The following is a 17192-nucleotide window of genomic DNA, read 5'->3' on the forward strand; positions in this document are numbered from 1 at the left end:
GTAATTTCAATCAAATAAATTTTAAAATTATACACTATAAAGATATTTCACATCCATTAAAAGGTTCAAGTTTAAAATCAACATTTTCTAAAAAACTTCATTTTTCCACTAAATTAAAGTCATAAATTAAGCTTTTGATATCTTTAGCTGTCCCATCAAGTTTTAAAAAACTAAAAATCTTGCATCCGTTTTGATAAATAATTTCTTTGCTTGCTTCTTGATTTTTAGCTAGCTCTAATTTGATTGCTTCAAATGATGCTTTGTGCTCTTCATTATCAGTTTCTAGTTTTCCATTTTCATTTAAAAATTGAAAAAGAGGAACGCTAAAATCTTTAAGAACCAAATCAAAATTATTGTAAGTTTCAAATTTTGAAACAAGAAGCTGGCTATCAATTTCTAAATTTGTTTTTGAACTAATTTGTTTAAAAACTTTGATAAAACTTTCGTAAATAGAAGCTGGGTTAATAGTTAAAAACAAAATTAAATCTTTGTTTTCTTGAATTTCTGCTGCTTTATAAAACATTAGATTCTGGTTTTACTTTCCTTTCCTTTGATTAATCTTTGAATGTTGGTTCTGTGCATAAACACAATTAAAAACGCAACTACTAAGTAAATAAGTAATGAGCTATATCAAGGTGAATATCAATTTGTAAATTGAGTTCCAAAATCGGTTAAAAGATAAGCAAAAGCTCCTACATATAAAATCATAAAAATTCCGCTTATGATACTTGCAAGTGAAACATACTTAGTTTTGAAGTAAATCCCTAAGAAAATAAGCGCTCCAATTGGAAGCAGTAAAATATCAATTGCGATAATAAAACCAATGGTGCAAGCTACTCCCTTACCTCCTTTGAATTTAAAAAACACTGGTCAAACGTGACCTAAAATGCAACCTAATCCTGCAAGAAGCGGAAGGAAAGTGTAAGTGTTTTTTCAAGGAATTAATGCTGAAATTAAAAAGCATAAATAAACTGATGAAAAGGTCTTAACAACATCAATTAAAAGCACGATTAGGGCAAAGTTTTTTCCAAAAACCCTAAGTGAATTAGTTGCCCCTCCATTTTGTGAAAAATGGTCTCTAACATCATTTTTCTTTCAGTATTTTGACAAAATAACTGATGTATTTGCAGAGCCAATTAGATACCCAAAAAGAAGAAAACTAAAGTTGATTAGAACTACGTAAAAAATTATCATATTTCGCCTTTCTATTTATGCTTTTGTGATTAACATAATATATATTATTTTATATAATTAATTATATGAAAAAAGAATTTAATATTAGATTGGTTGAGCTACCAGATACAGTTTTAAGAAAGAAATCATTACCAGTAGGATGACCTCTTTCTGAAGAAGATGTTGAGCTTGCTGAAAAGATGATTTATCACATTGATGACTCACAAAAGGAGGATACTAAATTTAGACCTGGGGTCGGGGTTGCTGCTGTGCAATATGGAACTTTAAAAAGAGCATTTTACATTTATCTTCAAGATGAAAACGGAAATGAATACTTTAAAGATGTTCTATTTAATCCGATTGTTGTATCAAAAAGTGATCGTTTAGTTGCTCTTAGTGAAGGAGAAGGTTGTCTAAGTGTAAGCGAAGAATGACCAGATCAAGAAGGGCTTGTACCTAGAAGCCAAAGAATTATTGTTGAAGCTTTTAGCTACACAACTAAAAAATGATCAAGATACGATGTTCAAGATTACCTTGCTATTGTATTCCAACATGAACTAGATCACTTAGATGGTAAATTGTTTATTGATCGGATTAACAAAAAAGACCCTTGATATAAGCACAAGAAAAGAAAAATTAAGTTAATCTAATGGAAAATTAGGAAAGGAAAGTTATGCAGCTAGATTCACAAATGATTGAAACTGTCAGTAAATGACAAAGTACTGCTATAACTATTGCAGTAGTGTTGTTCTTTGCTACTTTAATTTTAACCGTACTTATTTCTTTATGGTTAAAAACAAAATTCGTAATTGCTAAAGCTATTGCTTGAGTAATTGCTGGAATTGTCTCTGTTCTTATTTATAAACTTGCACCCGGAATTTTAAATGAAGTATTTAAAAGATATGTAGAGGATCAGCAATTAGTAATTGATAAAGATACGCAGGCGATGCTGATTGCGTATGGAATAGTGCCTGTTGCTCTTGTTATAGAACTTATTATTTCTATAATCGGGTTCTTTGTGTGCCTTATTATCCACGTAGTTACTTCTTCAACAAGAAGAATGAAAGGCAGAGGTGCTAGAGTAAGATCAACAGTTATTTCACTTATTCTTAGTCCAGTTGTGGCACTTCCTGCATCACTTGCATGGGTATCATTTGCACCAGTAAAACCTGGATCATCATTATCAAAATTTAACAATATAACTCCTAAATTATTAACTTTCTTCTCAGGTAAAGCATCAGGATCTACAGCTGCTGCAATGCTTCCAATTTCAGAATTTATTGCTAAAAAAGATGAATATAAAGCAATTTTTAACAAACCTGAAGATCAAAGAAGCAAAGAAGAGCAAAACAAAATTAGCGAACTTGCTAACTCATTATCATTTATCGTTAACGATGATTTAATTAGAAAAGCTGCTTTGAATAACTCAAAAAGATTTATTGACTCAGAAAAAATCAAAACATATAGCAAGCAAGCATTAAAAGGTGCTGAAGCTACAATTAGACTTAAATACCCTGACTTTGATACATATGAACCTGAAAAACAAAAAGAAGTTATGGCACAGTTCATGGCTGTTAATGCACATGTAATCTTAAGAAACAAAACAAATGAAAATAGAGAAAAAGAATTCAAAGTTTACTTTGATTTAGCTAGAGTTGTTGTTCCTTCATTTAGCACAAAAGCAGTTGATGATATTTCAAATTGAGTAGCATCAATTCTTAACGAAAATGGAGAATTGAAAGAAAAAGTAAATGCAAAAGTATTTGGTGAGCAGCTTCTTGAATTAGCTAAATTAACTGATGAACAAGTTGAAGAACAAGCATTTAAATTAGAAACTACAGATTTTAAAAATGCAGTTCAAAACCTTTCAAATGAACAAGTAAATAGCATTATTTCAAAAGCAAGTGAATTCTTATCACCTGCTCAACAAACACAAGTAAGAAACGTTTATAACAGAATTAAAAACAGTGAAATTACAGATGAGCAAATTGAGGAACAAATTAACAAATATAAAGATCAAATTAATTCAGAGTTATTAAGTAACTTTAACTTTTAAGGCTAAATTATGAGTGAATTTAACTTCAAATTAGATACCGAAGCTCAAAAACCTCAAAACTCTGAAACCAACACAACTGTTTATAAAGATCCAAAAGGTCAACTTCCTCCTGCTGCTTTTACAGTAATTAAAAAAGAATCAAGAATTAGAATTTACTCAATTGTTTTTTGAGCAATTCTTTTCTTAGGTGCTGCAATTGGAATTCTTCTTAATTACCTTCTTAACACTAGAAAAGATCCTAATTCAGGAATCTTGTTATATGTAGCATTTGCTGCTCTTGCTTTCTTTACTTTCTGATTCTTTGTAAAAAACATTATTAAATTAAAAAGCTGAAAAAACATTGAAAGAAATTATCGTGAAAGTTACAACATTGGAGATTCTTCATCTTCAACAACATTTGCAGAAGCATATAGAACATTAAATCTTAAAAGTTTAAGACTTAAATGATTCTATGGTTTCTATGTTACATACATGGGTCTTTTCATCTTAATTGTTGCTCTTTTAAAAAATCAAGTATGACAAATTGATCCACAATATTCTTGATTAACAATTAAAGGTGAACTTAACTTCCCAAAACTTTTTGAGATTTGATTTGGAAATACAAATGCTTTACTTATTATTTTAGGTATTGTGTCAGCTGCAATTACTGCTTTATTTGTACTTGCGTTGTTATATGATAAAAAAAGAATTGTAGAAATTCAAAGCTTTTTAGGTGATAAATCAATTGATGTAGTTAATGCAGTTAATAACGATTTAAAAAGTGAAAACAAAGCTTGAAGAAGACTTTACATTATTGTATTTATCTTATTAGTTCTTCTTCCGCTTGCGATTATTATTTATTTAATTTATAGAAAAGTTCTTTCAAGAAGAAAATAAAATGAAACTTTTAGTTTTTATCGAAAACCAATTTAATGACATTGAATTAACTACTCCATTAAGCTATTTAAAAAGAGCAGATGAAAACTTAGAAATTACCTATTATCATCCTCATTTGTCAAGTGCAAATGGACAATATAATATCTCTTATATCCAAAACATTTCAAATCAAATTGGTGATTTAGATTCATATGATGCTTTCTTTATTCCTGGCGGAAAAGGAGCACAATCACTTAGAAAAAATGAACATTTACTAAAAATTATTAGCTCACTCATTGCTCAAAATAAGCTAGTTTTTGCAATTTGTGACGCACCAAATGTTTTACTTGAAAACAATTTAATTCCTGAAAAATGACCTTATTCTTCATTCCCTAGCAATTGAAGCGCTACTTACCAAAATAGCTTCAGAAGCGAAGAGATGGTCTCTAGAGCTAACAATTTAATTACAGCTAGATGCGCTTTTGCAAGCAATGAATTAGGCCTTACAATGGTTGAAATTCTCTATGGAAAAGAAACTGCTAACCTTGTTTCTTTTGGGATGACAGGAAATAAATAATCAAAAATGAGTATCCTTTTATTCAAGGATACTCATTTTTTACTAAGTTTTGTGCTCTAGAAATTCCCAAAGATGAATAGCTCTATATTATAGTGTTATTCATCATTTTAATTTCAAAAGTATCATCCTTAATAAACTATTTCCTTATGCGTAGGAAAAATAGCATTAAAGAGAAATGACTAAAACAATGTCATTTGATCTGTATCTTCTAGCTCGTCTAAAACTCCCATTTCTTTTACAATTCCAAATAAAGTAGAGTTAATTCCAGATCTTTTTGCAAAGTCTTCTTTAGTTCGATATGGTTTTTCTTCTCTGGCTATAATAATTTTTTCAGCCATAGCTCCACCTAAACCTTTAATTGCTGAAAATGGTGGGATTAACGCTTTGTTTTGATAATCAATAACTCACTCTTTATCCAGTGATTTAGTTAATTGAATATTTGTAATCGTAAACCCTCTAGCATAAAGTTCTCTAGCACATTCAAGTGAGACAATAAGTTCTTCATCTTTAACTTTCTTAGCACTAAGAGAGCTAAGTTCTTTTAATTTAGCATTAATTTTCTTAGCACCTGGGTCATTTGCCATTACAGTTACGTCAAATTCTTCTACCCTAGTGGTTAAAAATGTTGCATAGTAAGCAAGTGGGTGATAAAGCTTGAATCACGCAATTCTTCAAGCCATTAAAACATATGCAGTGGCATGGGCTTTAGGGAACATATAGGCAATTTTCTTCATACTTTCAATGTATCAATCAGGGACATCATGTTTTTTAAGTTCTGCTTCTTGCTCGCTTGAAACCCCTTTTCCTTTACGCACTTGCTCCATTACTTTAAATGAATAAAGTGGATCTACACCTTTATTAATTAAATAAACCATAATATCATCACGACAAGAAATAACATCTTTAATGGTCATATTTTTTTCTTTAATAAGGGTTTGTGCATTGTTAGTTCACACATCAGTTCCATGTGAAAGCCCTGAAAGTGAAATTAAATCAGCAAAGCTAGTTGGAGCAGCTTCATTAAGCATTCTCCGTACGAAGTTAGTACCAAATTCAGGAATTCCAAGTGCACCAGTTTTTTCATCACCAATTTGACTTGGAGATATTCCAAGCTCTTTTGTAGAGCTAAATAACGACATAACTCTTGGATCTTTTTTCGGTATATCTTTTTTAACATCAATACCCGTTAATCTTTCAAGCATTCTAATTGCAGTTGGATCTAAGTGACCTAAAATATCTAATTTTAAGACATTATCGTGAATTGCGTGGAAATCAAAGTGGGTAGTTTTTCAATCTAAAGCAATATCATCAGCTGGGTAATTTGATGGTGTGAAATCTTCAACATCGTATTCTTTTGGAATAATGATAATTCCACCAGGGTGTTGCCCGGTTGTTCTTTTAACCCCTTCAATTTTAGTTGAAAGGAAATCAATGTAAGTTGAAGAATAAGGTAATCCATATTCTTCAACAGCTTTTTTAATATAACCATAAGCAGTCTTGTTTTTAATTGTCGAAATTGTACCAGCTCTAAAAGTGTGTGATTCACCAAAAAGTCTTTTAATTTCGTTGTGAATTTCACCTTGGTATTCTCCTGAGAAGTTTAAATCGATATCAGGAACTTTATCTGCATTAAACCCAAGGAAGGTTTCAAATGGAATGGTGTGACCATCTTTATCCATTTTGGTTCCACATTTATCACAATCTTTATCATCTAAGTCAAACCCACTAGTTACAGTTGTATTTTCTACAAGCTCAAAACTCTTACAATTGCTGCAAATGTAATGCGGCGGAAGTGGATTAACTTCAGTAATCCCTGATAAAGTAGCTACTAATGAAGAGCCAACACTACCACGACTACCTACTAAATAACCATTATCAAGACTCTTTTTAACTAAAATATGTGAAATTCAGTAAATAACGTCAAAACCGTATTTTAAAATTGGTTCAATTTCTTTTTTGATTCTTTCTTCTACAATTTTAGGTAATTTTTCACCATATTTTTCATGCGCTGTTTTGTAAACTAAATCTGGTAATTTAGACTTAGAATTATCGAAAATAGGTGTGTACAAGTCTTTTTTGATAACTTCAATGTTATCTTCAATCATCTGGTCAATTTTATGTGTATTTTCAATAACTACTTCGTTAATATCATCAAGATTTCCTAAGAAGGTAAAAGCTTGCTTCATTTCTTTAGTAGTTAAAAAATGAAGTTGTGGGATTTTTAAAGTCCCTTCTGCCGCTTTTTGGTAGTTAAATAAAAAGTGAGGTACGTTACCAATTCCTTTAGCATACACAAGTGGTTTAAAGAATTCTCGATGTTCTTTTCTTTCATATCTTGCATCGCTAATAGCTACAGGTGTTTTTCCAAGTGATTTAGCCTTTTTATATAGGTTTTTTAGGCTTATTTCAATTTGCTCGCGACTAAATCCATCATCTGTAATTAAGTGTTCTAAGCTATTTGGATGTGGAATTTCCACATAATCAAACTTGCTAATAATGAGATCTACATTATCCTCGCTTGAATATAAAACTGCATCAATTAATGGACTTCTAACCCCTCCTGAACCAATTAAAATGCCTTCAACACCTATTAAATCTTGATAGAAAATTTTAGGACCTTTGAAATATCTTTGAGTCAGTGAAAGAGTAACTAATTTGAATAGGTTTTTAAGTCCAATTTGATTTTTGACAAGAACAGTAATTTGATCTGGTCTTGTTTTTTCATAAACTGCTTTAGATTTGTAATTGTAAAGCTGATCTAAATCGTTAATGTCCATTTCTTTGAATTTATTAATAGATTTAATTCATGCTTGTGCAAGAACGTCCGCGTCATAATCAGCACGGTGAGCTACGTTTGAATCATATAAAACACCTAAGTTAGAACAAAAATCACCAAGTGAGTGTTTTGATTTTTCTTGGAATAAAATCCTACTTACCATAAGTGAGTCAATATAGACTGTATTTGGATAAGGAATGTTATTTTGCTTGAACTTTTCTAAAATGAAGTTCATATCGAATTTAGCATTGTGAGCAATTGCAATCCGGTTATTCAAAATGTCATAAATTTTTTGTAAACCTTCTTGAAGTTCAAGACCTTCTTTTTCAAGCATTTGGTCAGTAATTTTAGTAAGTCCAACAGTAAAAGCGGAAAGTTTTTCGCTTGCTTTAATGAAAAATTGGAATTTTTCAGCTATCATTCCATTTCTTACAATTGAACCCCCAAATTCGATAATTTCACCAAAAGTTGCTGAAAGACTAGTGGTTTCAATATCGAAAGCAATATATTCGTTAGCTTCTAAAAGAGAGTTTTGGTATTCATTTAAAATCGCTCTATGATTCTCATCAATAACACTAAAACTTACTCCGTAAATAGGTTTGATCCCTTCTTTTTTAGCGCTTGCAAAGAATTTAGGGAAAGATTGCACGCTGTTTGAATCCACAATTGCTACTGATTTATGTCCGTATTTTTTAGCAAGCTCAACAATTTCGTTAGCTTCCATAATTCCGTCCATAACATTCATTTTACTTTTAGTATTTAGTTCAATTCTTTTTACTTCTTCATCATCACTAATTTCTGAAATGATATCATCATAAGGTTTTAAGAAACTAACTTTAATGTTTTTTGTGCTTGTATCATAGCTCCGATTATCAAGCATTCCATAAACATCAACACTTTGACCTACTTTAAAAATTTCATCATCTTTGAGCGGTTCATTTCTAAAATAAGTTAAAGAAATAGCATCTTTATAATCAGTGACGCTATATTTATAGATAAAAAAGGTTCCCCGATCAATGAGCTCATATTTATAAATCAACCCTTGAAAATTTACATAATAATTATCAGGAATATCTTCCAGTTTATTGATTTCACTAATTGTCACAGGGATATAGTTTTGATTTTTAAGCCTTGCATTGTAATTTGAAAATCTTTTGGTTCTTGCAACTTTAGATTCAAAAGAATCTTCTTCAAATTTATTATTTTGCTCCATTTCTTTAATTAATGACGAAAGATTTTTGTGCTCAAGCTCTCTAGCTGGAGTTTCAAAATAAACAATTTCTAAATCGAATTTGTTTATTCCATAAAAATACATTTTGTCTTTAATTAACTCTTCAATATCGTGCAGAAGAAGCGGATCATTAATAAAACTTTGCTTAATTACTCATTTTTGAGCTCCTGATTTAAATTCTCAAGAATTAAGGTTAATAATGCTCTTTGTGAAATCTTTAAAGCAGTTAGTTTCACGAATGATTTCTTTTAAATAATTCTTAATTTCAGGCTCTTCAATTGAGTAATTAAGAATTTCAAAATGAGGCTCTATTAAAAACCCTCTTGATTCACCATAGTAGCTCATTTTAGCTAATAAAATCGAAAAATCATTGATTTTTGGTAAATACGGGATTGTAAAAGTGATGTCCATTCTTTTATCTTTTTCATAAAAAATAACATCTTTAATTCTTGTTTCTTTAAGTGACTCAAGTGTATTTAAACTAATTTCTTGAGCAAAGCTAGAGAAATTTTTATGTGTATAAAAAGCTTTGTACATAAATCCACCCCTAAATAGTTGCAAAAATCATAATTAAACTTCAAAAACAAAACACAGTAGCTATGCTATCTAAGCGATCAAGCACTCCTCCATGTCCTTTTAATATAGAAGAAAAGTCCTTAATTTCACATCATCTTTTCACAATTGAGAAATATAAATCACCAAAAAGTGCAATCAAAGGTGCAAACACTAAAAATGAATTAAAAGTAATTACATATTTAGTCCCTGAAGTAAAGAATAATGAATACGGGTTTTCTTCCCCTTTGAAAATTTCTTTGGTTCCAAAAATAAGGACAAGTGCACCTACAAAAGAAAGTACATATCCAACAATAGCTCCTTCTCAAGTTTTTTTAGGGCTAACTGCAGGTGCTAATTTTTTCTCAAAGAATTTGTGCCCAAGAAGCACTCCTCCAAAAAATCCACCCATGTCATAGAATGTAGAAATAAGAATAAAAAGAATAATAAAAATCATTCCTGTTTTAGTGCTTAAAAGAGCAAATAGTGTCTTAATAAAAGCAAATAAAATAAATAGTGAAAGCATAAATGAAATTGATTTATTTACTAAATTTCCTAAAATTGCTTGTCTTCTGAGCATTGCATATCTAATTATAAAAAATGATAATCCGCCTAAAAGAGGAATTAAAAAGATGGTAAAGTCTTTATTAATAATCTCTGTAAAAATAGATGTAATTTGCTGTTTTTCAAGTCCAATAAGAATATCTTTAGTCTTTCCAAATCATAGTTTGTTTGTGTAATCTGGACTAACAAAAAGTAGCCCTAGTAAAATTACTGCAAAAATGATGCTCACATATAGATTTTCAAGATATGCTCTTGTGAGTTCAAAAAAGATTCATCCAATTAAAATTGATGAAATAATGATTGAAGGAATTCTTAATGCTAAAAATCCATTTCCTACTAAATCATAGTGATAAAAGGAAATTCTTAAGAGGGTAAATAACCCTATAAAAACTGCTACCATTACAATTGAAGGAATAAGTCTTCCCATTAAAAAGTCTTTATTTTTTAACTTACTAAAATTCATATAATGATTATATGATATTTGAATAAAAAAGTTTTAAATTAGCTCATTTGCTATTGTTTCGCTTTTTAAATGTTAATTTTTAACTATTCGATAATATAAAGGTGCAAATTATATATAACTTGAGTAGTTAAAAATTAAGATAAAGAGGTGAGAAAGATGAGAAAAAAGATAAGCGAAAAAGGTACAGCTTTTAAAAAGTTAGTTAAAAATGTTTTTAACCTGTTGCTATAGCAATTCTTGTTGTTGTTATTGTTGCAATTATAGGCTTTATTGTATGAGGTGCATATAATGCTGATTGAAACTTTTCAAAAGTCAATTATGTAGCAATATTTGCTGGTTGATTAGGTGGAAGTTTAATTGGAGGTTACATTCTTCTTGCTGCTGCTTATTTCGGATTAAGATACACAGTGTATAAAGGTCACTTCATTATAGAAGTAGAAAAATCAGTACATCAATTTGTTTTAGAACCTTTAACTGAATTCTTTGATAGTAAAGAAAGCAAATTTAGAGAATTCTGTGTCAAAGATAAAAAAGTAAGGGTAAGCAATAAATTAACTCAAGAAAAAATTCACACCGCTTCTAATACAGTCAAAAACTCACAAGAAACAGTTGCAGCCCAAGGAAAAGGAGATTTTAATAGGCTAAGACTTGGTTTTGCCCAAGAAAATCCCAGTGGGGTTGAAGATACCAATAACAGCCTTGTTGTTCAAAAAGATGCTAATTCAACTATTGTTGCTAAAGAAAAATCTAGTGGTACATCTTCAGGCGCAAGCAATATACTCCTAAGTTTGACACTTTTAAAACTTAAAACGACGAATAACCCTACAATATAGAGCTATTCGTCGTTTTTATATCACAATTCCTATATAGTAAATTTTACGTCTTCACATTTACCAATAGTTTCAATTGGTTTAAGTCCAAGAACTTTTAATATAGTTTTGAACTCTTCAGATTCTTCTGATTTAATATAAGTATTTATTTCTGGGATAATTGATAATTTTTGATTTTTAATTGATTCAATTATTTTATTCGTAGGAAGCGGATAACCACAATATTCAAGAACAAATTCTAAATATCTTTGAATCGTGAGTGCAAGGAAGCAAATTAAAAAATGTCCTTTGATTGTCTTTTCAGTTGAAAGATAAATTGGTCTTACTTCAAAGTTTGTTTTCATCACTCTAAAACTTTCTTCTATTTTTCAAAGTTTTGAATATTGTTCAATAATTTCCATTTCATCCATATCTTCATGAGATGTTAAAATTCCATAAAATCCATCTGCGGCTTCATCTTTCAAAATCGCTTGATGATCTAACTCAACTTCGTTAGCTGAAAGTTTTAAATACTTCTTACCACCTCTTTTCATTTCTGATTTTATAGCTGATAAATTGAGTAATTTTTCAGCTTTTTTAATAAGTCTTTCACGATCTTTTTTATCTTTTCTTTGTCTCTTTCCAGAGAAAGTTAAAATCAGTTTATTGTCAATTTCATAAAAGGTATTATTAGATTTAAAAAGCTCTTTGTGATCTTGTTTTTTCACACTGAATTCTTCATACATCATTTTATATGTATCAAGATCATAAATTCCTTCAATTTTATTTTCTTTACCTTTGATTTTGTAAGCCATTATGTAATCGTATCCTGCTTGTTTTATGGCTAATAAGTTACTTTTTGAGTTTAAACCTCTATCTGCAACAATAGTAATTTTATCTATACCTAAGTCTCTTTTTATATTCTCTAAAACAGGTTTTAAAGTCAAGAAATCAGATGTGTTTCCAGGGAATAAATCATAATAAATCGGTATTCCCATATCGTCGATTAAAAGACCTAAAACAACTTGAGTTTGGTTAACTTTATTGTCTTTTGAAAAACCAAATTTTCTAAGTTCATCAGGTATAAAACTTTCAAAATAAACAGTTGTAACGTCATAGAAACAGAATGTTAAATTTCTGTTAATTTTGTCTACAAATTGTTCATTTAAATGTTTTAAAATATCCGCTTTTTTATCCTGTAAAAACTCAAGTGATCTATAAATGTCTTTCAAACTATCATCAAATTTGTATCAATATTTTTTAATTTTTTCAACTGAACTTCTTTTAGAAGATGGTTCTAAAATTCTTGTTAAAATTAGCATTTTTGTAATTGATGCTAGGTCATATTTTGACCTACTATTTTTCTTTTGTAAGTCATTTAAGAAATTTGGTAATTCTAGATAATTTATGATTTCTTCGTAAACTAAATTTCCATATCCTTTAATTTCTGTTCCTTTAAATTTGTCCAATTTTAAAGAATTCATGATTTGTAAAATTTGTTCGTTTCTATCTTTTTGTTTTTGATTTTTCTTTGAACTAACAGATTCTTTTAATTCTTCAATGAAGTTTGGATTATCTTTTGTAAGATCTTCTAATTTACCTAAAAATTTTACTTCTCTAATTTTTGGTTTTTTAGTTTCTTTATCTCAATATGATTCTACGATTCTTACATATTGTGTTTTATTCTTTTTGATGATTTGTACTGATGCCATAATTTGTCCTTTTTACCATATTATACCATATATTTACTATATATGAAATAAAAAAATAAAAAATTTCTTAATATATGTAATATATTAAGAAATTCAAAAAGTCTTAAAAAAGACCAAAGTGTCAAAGTTAGGAAAAAGTAAGGGTAAGCAATAAATTAACTCAAGAAAAAATTCACACCGCTTCTAATACAGTCAAAAACTCACAAGAAACAGTTGCAGCCCAAGGAAAAGGAGATTTTAATAGGCTAAGACTTGGTTTTGCCCAAGAAAATCCCAGTGGGGTTGAAGATACCAATAACAGCCTTGTTGTTCAAAAAGATGCTAATTCAACTATTGTTGCTAAAGAAAAATCTAGTGGTACATCTTCAGGCGCAAGCAATATACTTCTAAAAAATAATGACTTTGACCAAAAAATGAAGTAAAAAATATTGAGAAAATTGAATATGAATTAGCAGAGATGAATCTTGAACTAGAAGATGTAAGAGATAAATTGATTCAAGTTGTATTCAATAAAATTAAAGATCGTTATAGCGAGTAGCACTTATTAAACATTATGAAGGTTTCTTAATTCTTCAAGATAAATATTTTAATGTAAAAGATGAAGAAAATAATAATCCTAACTTTAAAAATAAAAATGTTATGATGTTCTCGAAAAGAAATGTTGAACCTGTAAAAGTAGAAGGTCTTGTTTCTGTTTATTCTTCAGACCTAGCACCTATTGTAAGAAACAAAGATAAAGAGCAAGATGAAAAAACGATGGATAAAGCTTTAAATAATTTATTAAGCAAGTATATTGTTTCATTAATGAAAAATTTAAATACTCTTAATGATGTTTTAGCAAATAAAGGAGATAAAAATTCTAACAATAAAAACGATAAAGGTAAAATTACTCCAGTGGCTTGACAAACACTTCAAGATGTATCTAGAGCTTTATTAGATATTCACGATAAATAATTATTAACTTTATAATCCATTTCTTTATGAAATAGGTTTTTATTACAAGTTTGAAAGTTTTAAAATTTAAAAATAGAAAATAACTATTCATTTTTTAATACACTATTTGATATATGGTATCTTTATATTAATTATTAAAATAAATATCTCTTCACAAAGGGATGCTGAATATTTGAATAAGTATATTTTATAAACAAACCATCATTGGAACTATTTTTGCAAAAAAATTGAAAGCACATTTATATGCTTTAATAAATTTATGAAAATTATCCCAATTTTTGGTGTATTTTTTCAATTAGTTGCTGTTGATCGTTTGTATTAAAAATTTTTATTGCAAATTTCAAAAACCTTTCTTTCTTTTCTATCATTTTTTTAATAATTTCTTTTTGATCCTCATCTCTTCCTTTGTTTTTACTTAAACACAAATGGCAAATTGGACATAATTTAATCAAATTTTCGATTACGTCAAATTCATAACCATTTTTGAATGAAATGCCGTGATGAACTTCTAAATATAGAAAACCATCTTTTTTCATAAATGTTCTATCTTCTAAATTGTATTTATCCCCACAACCCACACATATATTTTCATCATTTTTATACACAATGTCACGAATAAATTTACTTCTTACTTTTTTGCTTTCTAATAGATCACTTTCTATTTTAAATTTATATTCTTCTCTAAGGTTTTGAATTTCCTTATTGTTTAATTCTCTATTGTAAATATCAGAAAGATAAGAATTTAATCTATTTATGGTTTTACTTTTGCTAATTTTAAAATTTGAAAATTCAAAAAATGAATAGTTATCTTTCTTGATAGATTTTGCATTAAAAACATTTTCAATAATGTTAATTTTGTATGGATTTGTAAAGCCCACAATTGAACTGTATCACAACAGATTTATTCTTAGTTGTGTATTTCTTTTTTTACCATTAATATATTGTTTTTGTAGCTCTCTAAAATTTAAATTAATTAAATTTAGAGGTATGTTTAAAATGTCTATTATGATTTGAATTTTTCGTCCACTTTCTACTGAACTAAAAAAATAATCTATGCTTAAAAAGTTTAACTTTTCATCGACGCTTCCTCTTAGTTCGAAAAACCCAGTTAAAAATTCTCTTTTTTCATTTGTTATTTCTTCATCTTTATACATTTTGTTTTCTGATATAAATTTGATAAAAAGATCATATTCAAATGTTTTTAAATCAAGATTTAAATCATTTTCTAAAACAAAAACAGATGACATATTAGAATTGTTTATAACAAAACTATTATCAAAATTATTTTTGAAATTTTCTAAAATAGTTCAATAAGGATATTCTCCTGATAAATCGTTAAGTTTATTTCTGTATTCTACTGCAATTTCTTTAAATTCATCATCAGTAAATGTTGATTTTTTTGATTGTTTAAAGGTGGAAATTGTAAAAATATATTGATTATTTTTAGAAAAAATGGTTCTACTTAAAAATGAACCAAATAAAAATGGTGTAATTTTTTTAGATTTTAAAAATTCACTTACTTTAATTATGTTCATTTAAAATCCTTTCTCTTGCAAGTTCAAAATATTTTTGGTCTTTTTCAACACCAATAAAACTTCTGTTTAATCTCAAAGATGCTACTCCAGTAGTTCCTGAACCCATAAAGGGATCGATAATTACATCTCCTTCATTTGTATGAATTTTAATGATTTCATTCATTAAAGTAAGACTTTTTTGTGTCGGGTGAAAAGTTCTTTCTTTCCCAGAAACTACACCTGTAATAAATTCTGATCTTAAATATGGTGTTTCTTTTGGTTTGTTAAAAATTCATTTGGCTCCTTTTTTCACTCCCCATATAGCAAATTCTTTATCTTGAACATATCTTCTATCTACATTTCTAGGCATTGGATTAGTTTTCTTTCAAACTAAAACATCTTTAACAACAATATTATTTTTTATTAATTCATCTATTAAATAACTTATATATAAATATGAGCAAAAAATTATTATACTTCCATTTGGTTTCAATAATTCTGTGTACGATTTAATTCAAGCTGTTAAATCAAAATTTTCATCTCATTCACCGAAATGAATACCCTTTCTTTTTCCGGATGTAAGAGTATGGAAACTGTTTTCCTTTGAAATATTATATGGTGGATCAGTGATAATGTGATCTACTTTTAAACCATCATTTTTTAGTTCTTTGATTATGGTATATGCATCTGCGTTATATATTTTTCAATCTTTATTAGTAAGAACTTCATTTTTATATGCTCTTTGAATTGTTGCACCTATTTCTTTAGCCATTAAAGGCGGAACAGCATTTCCTATTTGTTTGCAAATACTTGTTTTGTTACCTAAAAATAAATATGAATCAGGAAAAGATTGAATTCTCGCCGCTTCCCTTGGAGTTATCGCTCTATTTAAAAAAGGATGAGAGTTTCTTCCGTTTGATGGAGTATCAAATCTAGTATCTATTGTTGGACTTATTGTGTCTCATTTTAATCTAGATCAAGTTGTTTTAAATTTTTGTTTTCCATGCAAATGTGTAGGTAAATGACTTTTGTCACCTTCCGGTGGTATCATTTTAAGTTTTTCGATTGCTAAATCTGAATGTTTAGTTGCTATGTGATTGTATAGTTTTTCACCACGCATTAATAATTGATATTGTGTTTCCCCTTCATTTAAATATTCGGTTTCTTTTTCTCCTTCTCCTGATGATAAATAGGCTAAATCAGAAATAGCATCTCTTACAGTTGTAATTTTTTCTACTGTTTTTACTGGAAGATTTATACTTTTGCTTAATGAACCTATAATTATTGTTCTTTCTCTATTTTGTGGGACGCCAAAATCTTTAGCATTAATAGAACCAAAATTAACAATATAACCTAATTTTTCCATTCTTGAAACTATTTCATTTATAAAGTAACCATTCGCTGCACTTAATAATGCTTTTACATTTTCGATAACAAATACTTCTGGTTTTATTCTTTCAACTAAATCAATATATTCCAAAAACAAAAAATTTCTTGGATCTTCAAGTCCTAATTGTTTTCCTTTAAGACTAAATCCTTGACAAGGTGGTCCTCCGATGATCATATTTACTTTGTGTTGTTTTGAAGAGTTTATTATTTCTTCTTTTATTTTTTCATCAGTAATATCTCCAAGTATTGTTTTTGCTTTTGGGTGATTGTGTTTAAATGTTTCCAAAGCATTTTTATCAAAATCAACCGCAACCATAGTTTCAAAATTTTTTATCTTTTCGATTCCTGTTGAAAAACCGCCTGCTCCAGCAAATAAATCTAATATTTTAAACTTCATTTTAAACTCCAATTTTATATTTGAGGTAATACTTTTTTATACCTCAAATTATAGCATTAAAGTATAGTTGATTTTAAAAATACATAATTTCGGAATTAAAAATTTCAAATTTTGCTATTCTTTTTAAATAAAGATAACAAAATATTAGTTTATAAAATATGCTTTATTTA

General features: G+C 28.5%; 13 protein-coding genes. 6 read left to right on the forward strand and 7 right to left on the reverse strand.

Annotated features, from left to right (window positions below; translation table 4 throughout):
• Nucleotides 1-34: 34 nt before the first annotated feature.
• Together GOQ20_RS00730 and plsY are read right to left on the reverse strand one after the other, a co-directional pair.
• The gene (locus GOQ20_RS00730) at nt 35-523 is read right to left on the reverse strand and encodes a hypothetical protein (protein ID WP_167845011.1); all 489 of its coding nucleotides are present in this window, start codon (nt 521-523) and stop codon (nt 35-37) included.
• On the reverse strand, nt 523-1194 hold the full coding sequence (plsY, locus tag GOQ20_RS00735; RefSeq protein WP_167845012.1) for a glycerol-3-phosphate 1-O-acyltransferase PlsY: 672 nt from the start codon (nt 1192-1194) through the stop codon (nt 523-525). The genes GOQ20_RS00730 and plsY overlap by 1 nt, the downstream gene beginning before the upstream one ends.
• A gap of 65 nt (nt 1195-1259) precedes the next feature.
• Between plsY and def the strand changes: the two genes are divergently transcribed.
• The 4 genes from def to GOQ20_RS00755 are packed head-to-tail and all read left to right on the forward strand — an operon-like array spanning nt 1260 to nt 4661.
• Complete coding sequence (gene def, locus GOQ20_RS00740; protein WP_167845013.1) at nt 1260-1823, forward strand: peptide deformylase; 564 nt, start codon at nt 1260-1262, stop codon at nt 1821-1823.
• A gap of 23 nt (nt 1824-1846) precedes the next feature.
• Entirely contained in the window at nt 1847-3229 is a 1383-nt protein-coding gene (locus GOQ20_RS00745; RefSeq protein ID WP_167845014.1) for a hypothetical protein, read from the forward strand.
• A 9-nt stretch (nt 3230-3238) separates the two neighbouring features.
• A complete protein-coding gene (locus GOQ20_RS00750; RefSeq protein ID WP_167845015.1) occupies nt 3239-4105 on the forward strand; it encodes an MSC_0882 family membrane protein in 867 nt (288 codons plus the stop codon).
• Between the two features lies 1 nt (nt 4106).
• Nucleotides 4107-4661: a DJ-1/PfpI family protein gene (locus GOQ20_RS00755; RefSeq protein ID WP_167845016.1), complete on the forward strand. Its 555-nt coding sequence runs from the start codon at nt 4107-4109 to the stop codon at nt 4659-4661.
• Between the two features lie 179 nt (nt 4662-4840).
• Here GOQ20_RS00755 and GOQ20_RS00760 read toward each other — a convergent pair whose 3' ends face one another.
• Both GOQ20_RS00760 and GOQ20_RS00765 read right to left on the reverse strand, forming a co-directional pair.
• The gene (locus GOQ20_RS00760) at nt 4841-9205 is read right to left on the reverse strand and encodes a PolC-type DNA polymerase III (protein ID WP_167845017.1); all 4365 of its coding nucleotides are present in this window, start codon (nt 9203-9205) and stop codon (nt 4841-4843) included.
• A gap of 10 nt (nt 9206-9215) precedes the next feature.
• Nucleotides 9216-10247 carry a phosphatidate cytidylyltransferase gene (locus tag GOQ20_RS00765; RefSeq protein WP_167845588.1) on the reverse strand — a complete coding sequence of 344 codons (1032 nt, stop codon included), beginning with the start codon at nt 10245-10247 and terminating at the stop codon, nt 9216-9218.
• Nucleotides 10248-10654: 407 nt separating this feature from the next.
• Here GOQ20_RS00765 and GOQ20_RS00770 point away from each other — a divergent pair, with 407 nt between their 5' ends.
• A complete protein-coding gene (locus GOQ20_RS00770) occupies nt 10655-11080 on the forward strand; it encodes a hypothetical protein (RefSeq protein WP_167845018.1) in 426 nt (141 codons plus the stop codon).
• Nucleotides 11081-11109: 29 nt separating this feature from the next.
• Here the strand turns inward: GOQ20_RS00770 and GOQ20_RS00775 are convergent, their stop codons facing one another.
• Nucleotides 11110-12768 (reverse strand): IS1634 family transposase, encoded by a 1659-nt coding sequence (locus GOQ20_RS00775; RefSeq protein ID WP_167845019.1) that lies wholly within the window; start codon nt 12766-12768, stop codon nt 11110-11112.
• A gap of 642 nt (nt 12769-13410) precedes the next feature.
• On the opposite strand from GOQ20_RS00775, the gene GOQ20_RS00780 reads away from it, so the two are divergent.
• Entirely contained in the window at nt 13411-13722 is a 312-nt protein-coding gene (locus GOQ20_RS00780; protein ID WP_167845020.1) for a hypothetical protein, read from the forward strand.
• A 266-nt stretch (nt 13723-13988) separates the two neighbouring features.
• Here GOQ20_RS00780 and GOQ20_RS00785 read toward each other — a convergent pair whose 3' ends face one another.
• Entirely contained in the window at nt 13989-15257 is a 1269-nt protein-coding gene (locus GOQ20_RS00785) for an HNH endonuclease (protein WP_167845021.1), read from the reverse strand.
• Entirely contained in the window at nt 15244-17022 is a 1779-nt protein-coding gene (gene dcm / locus GOQ20_RS00790; protein ID WP_167845022.1) for a DNA (cytosine-5-)-methyltransferase, read from the reverse strand. Before dcm ends, GOQ20_RS00785 begins: the two co-directional genes overlap by 14 nt.
• Between the last annotated feature and the right edge of the window lie 170 nt (nt 17023-17192).

This window comes from Mycoplasmopsis gallinacea (genome assembly GCF_012220205.1).
GTDB lineage: Bacteria > Bacillota_I > Bacilli_A > Mycoplasmatales > Metamycoplasmataceae > Mycoplasmopsis > Mycoplasmopsis gallinacea_A.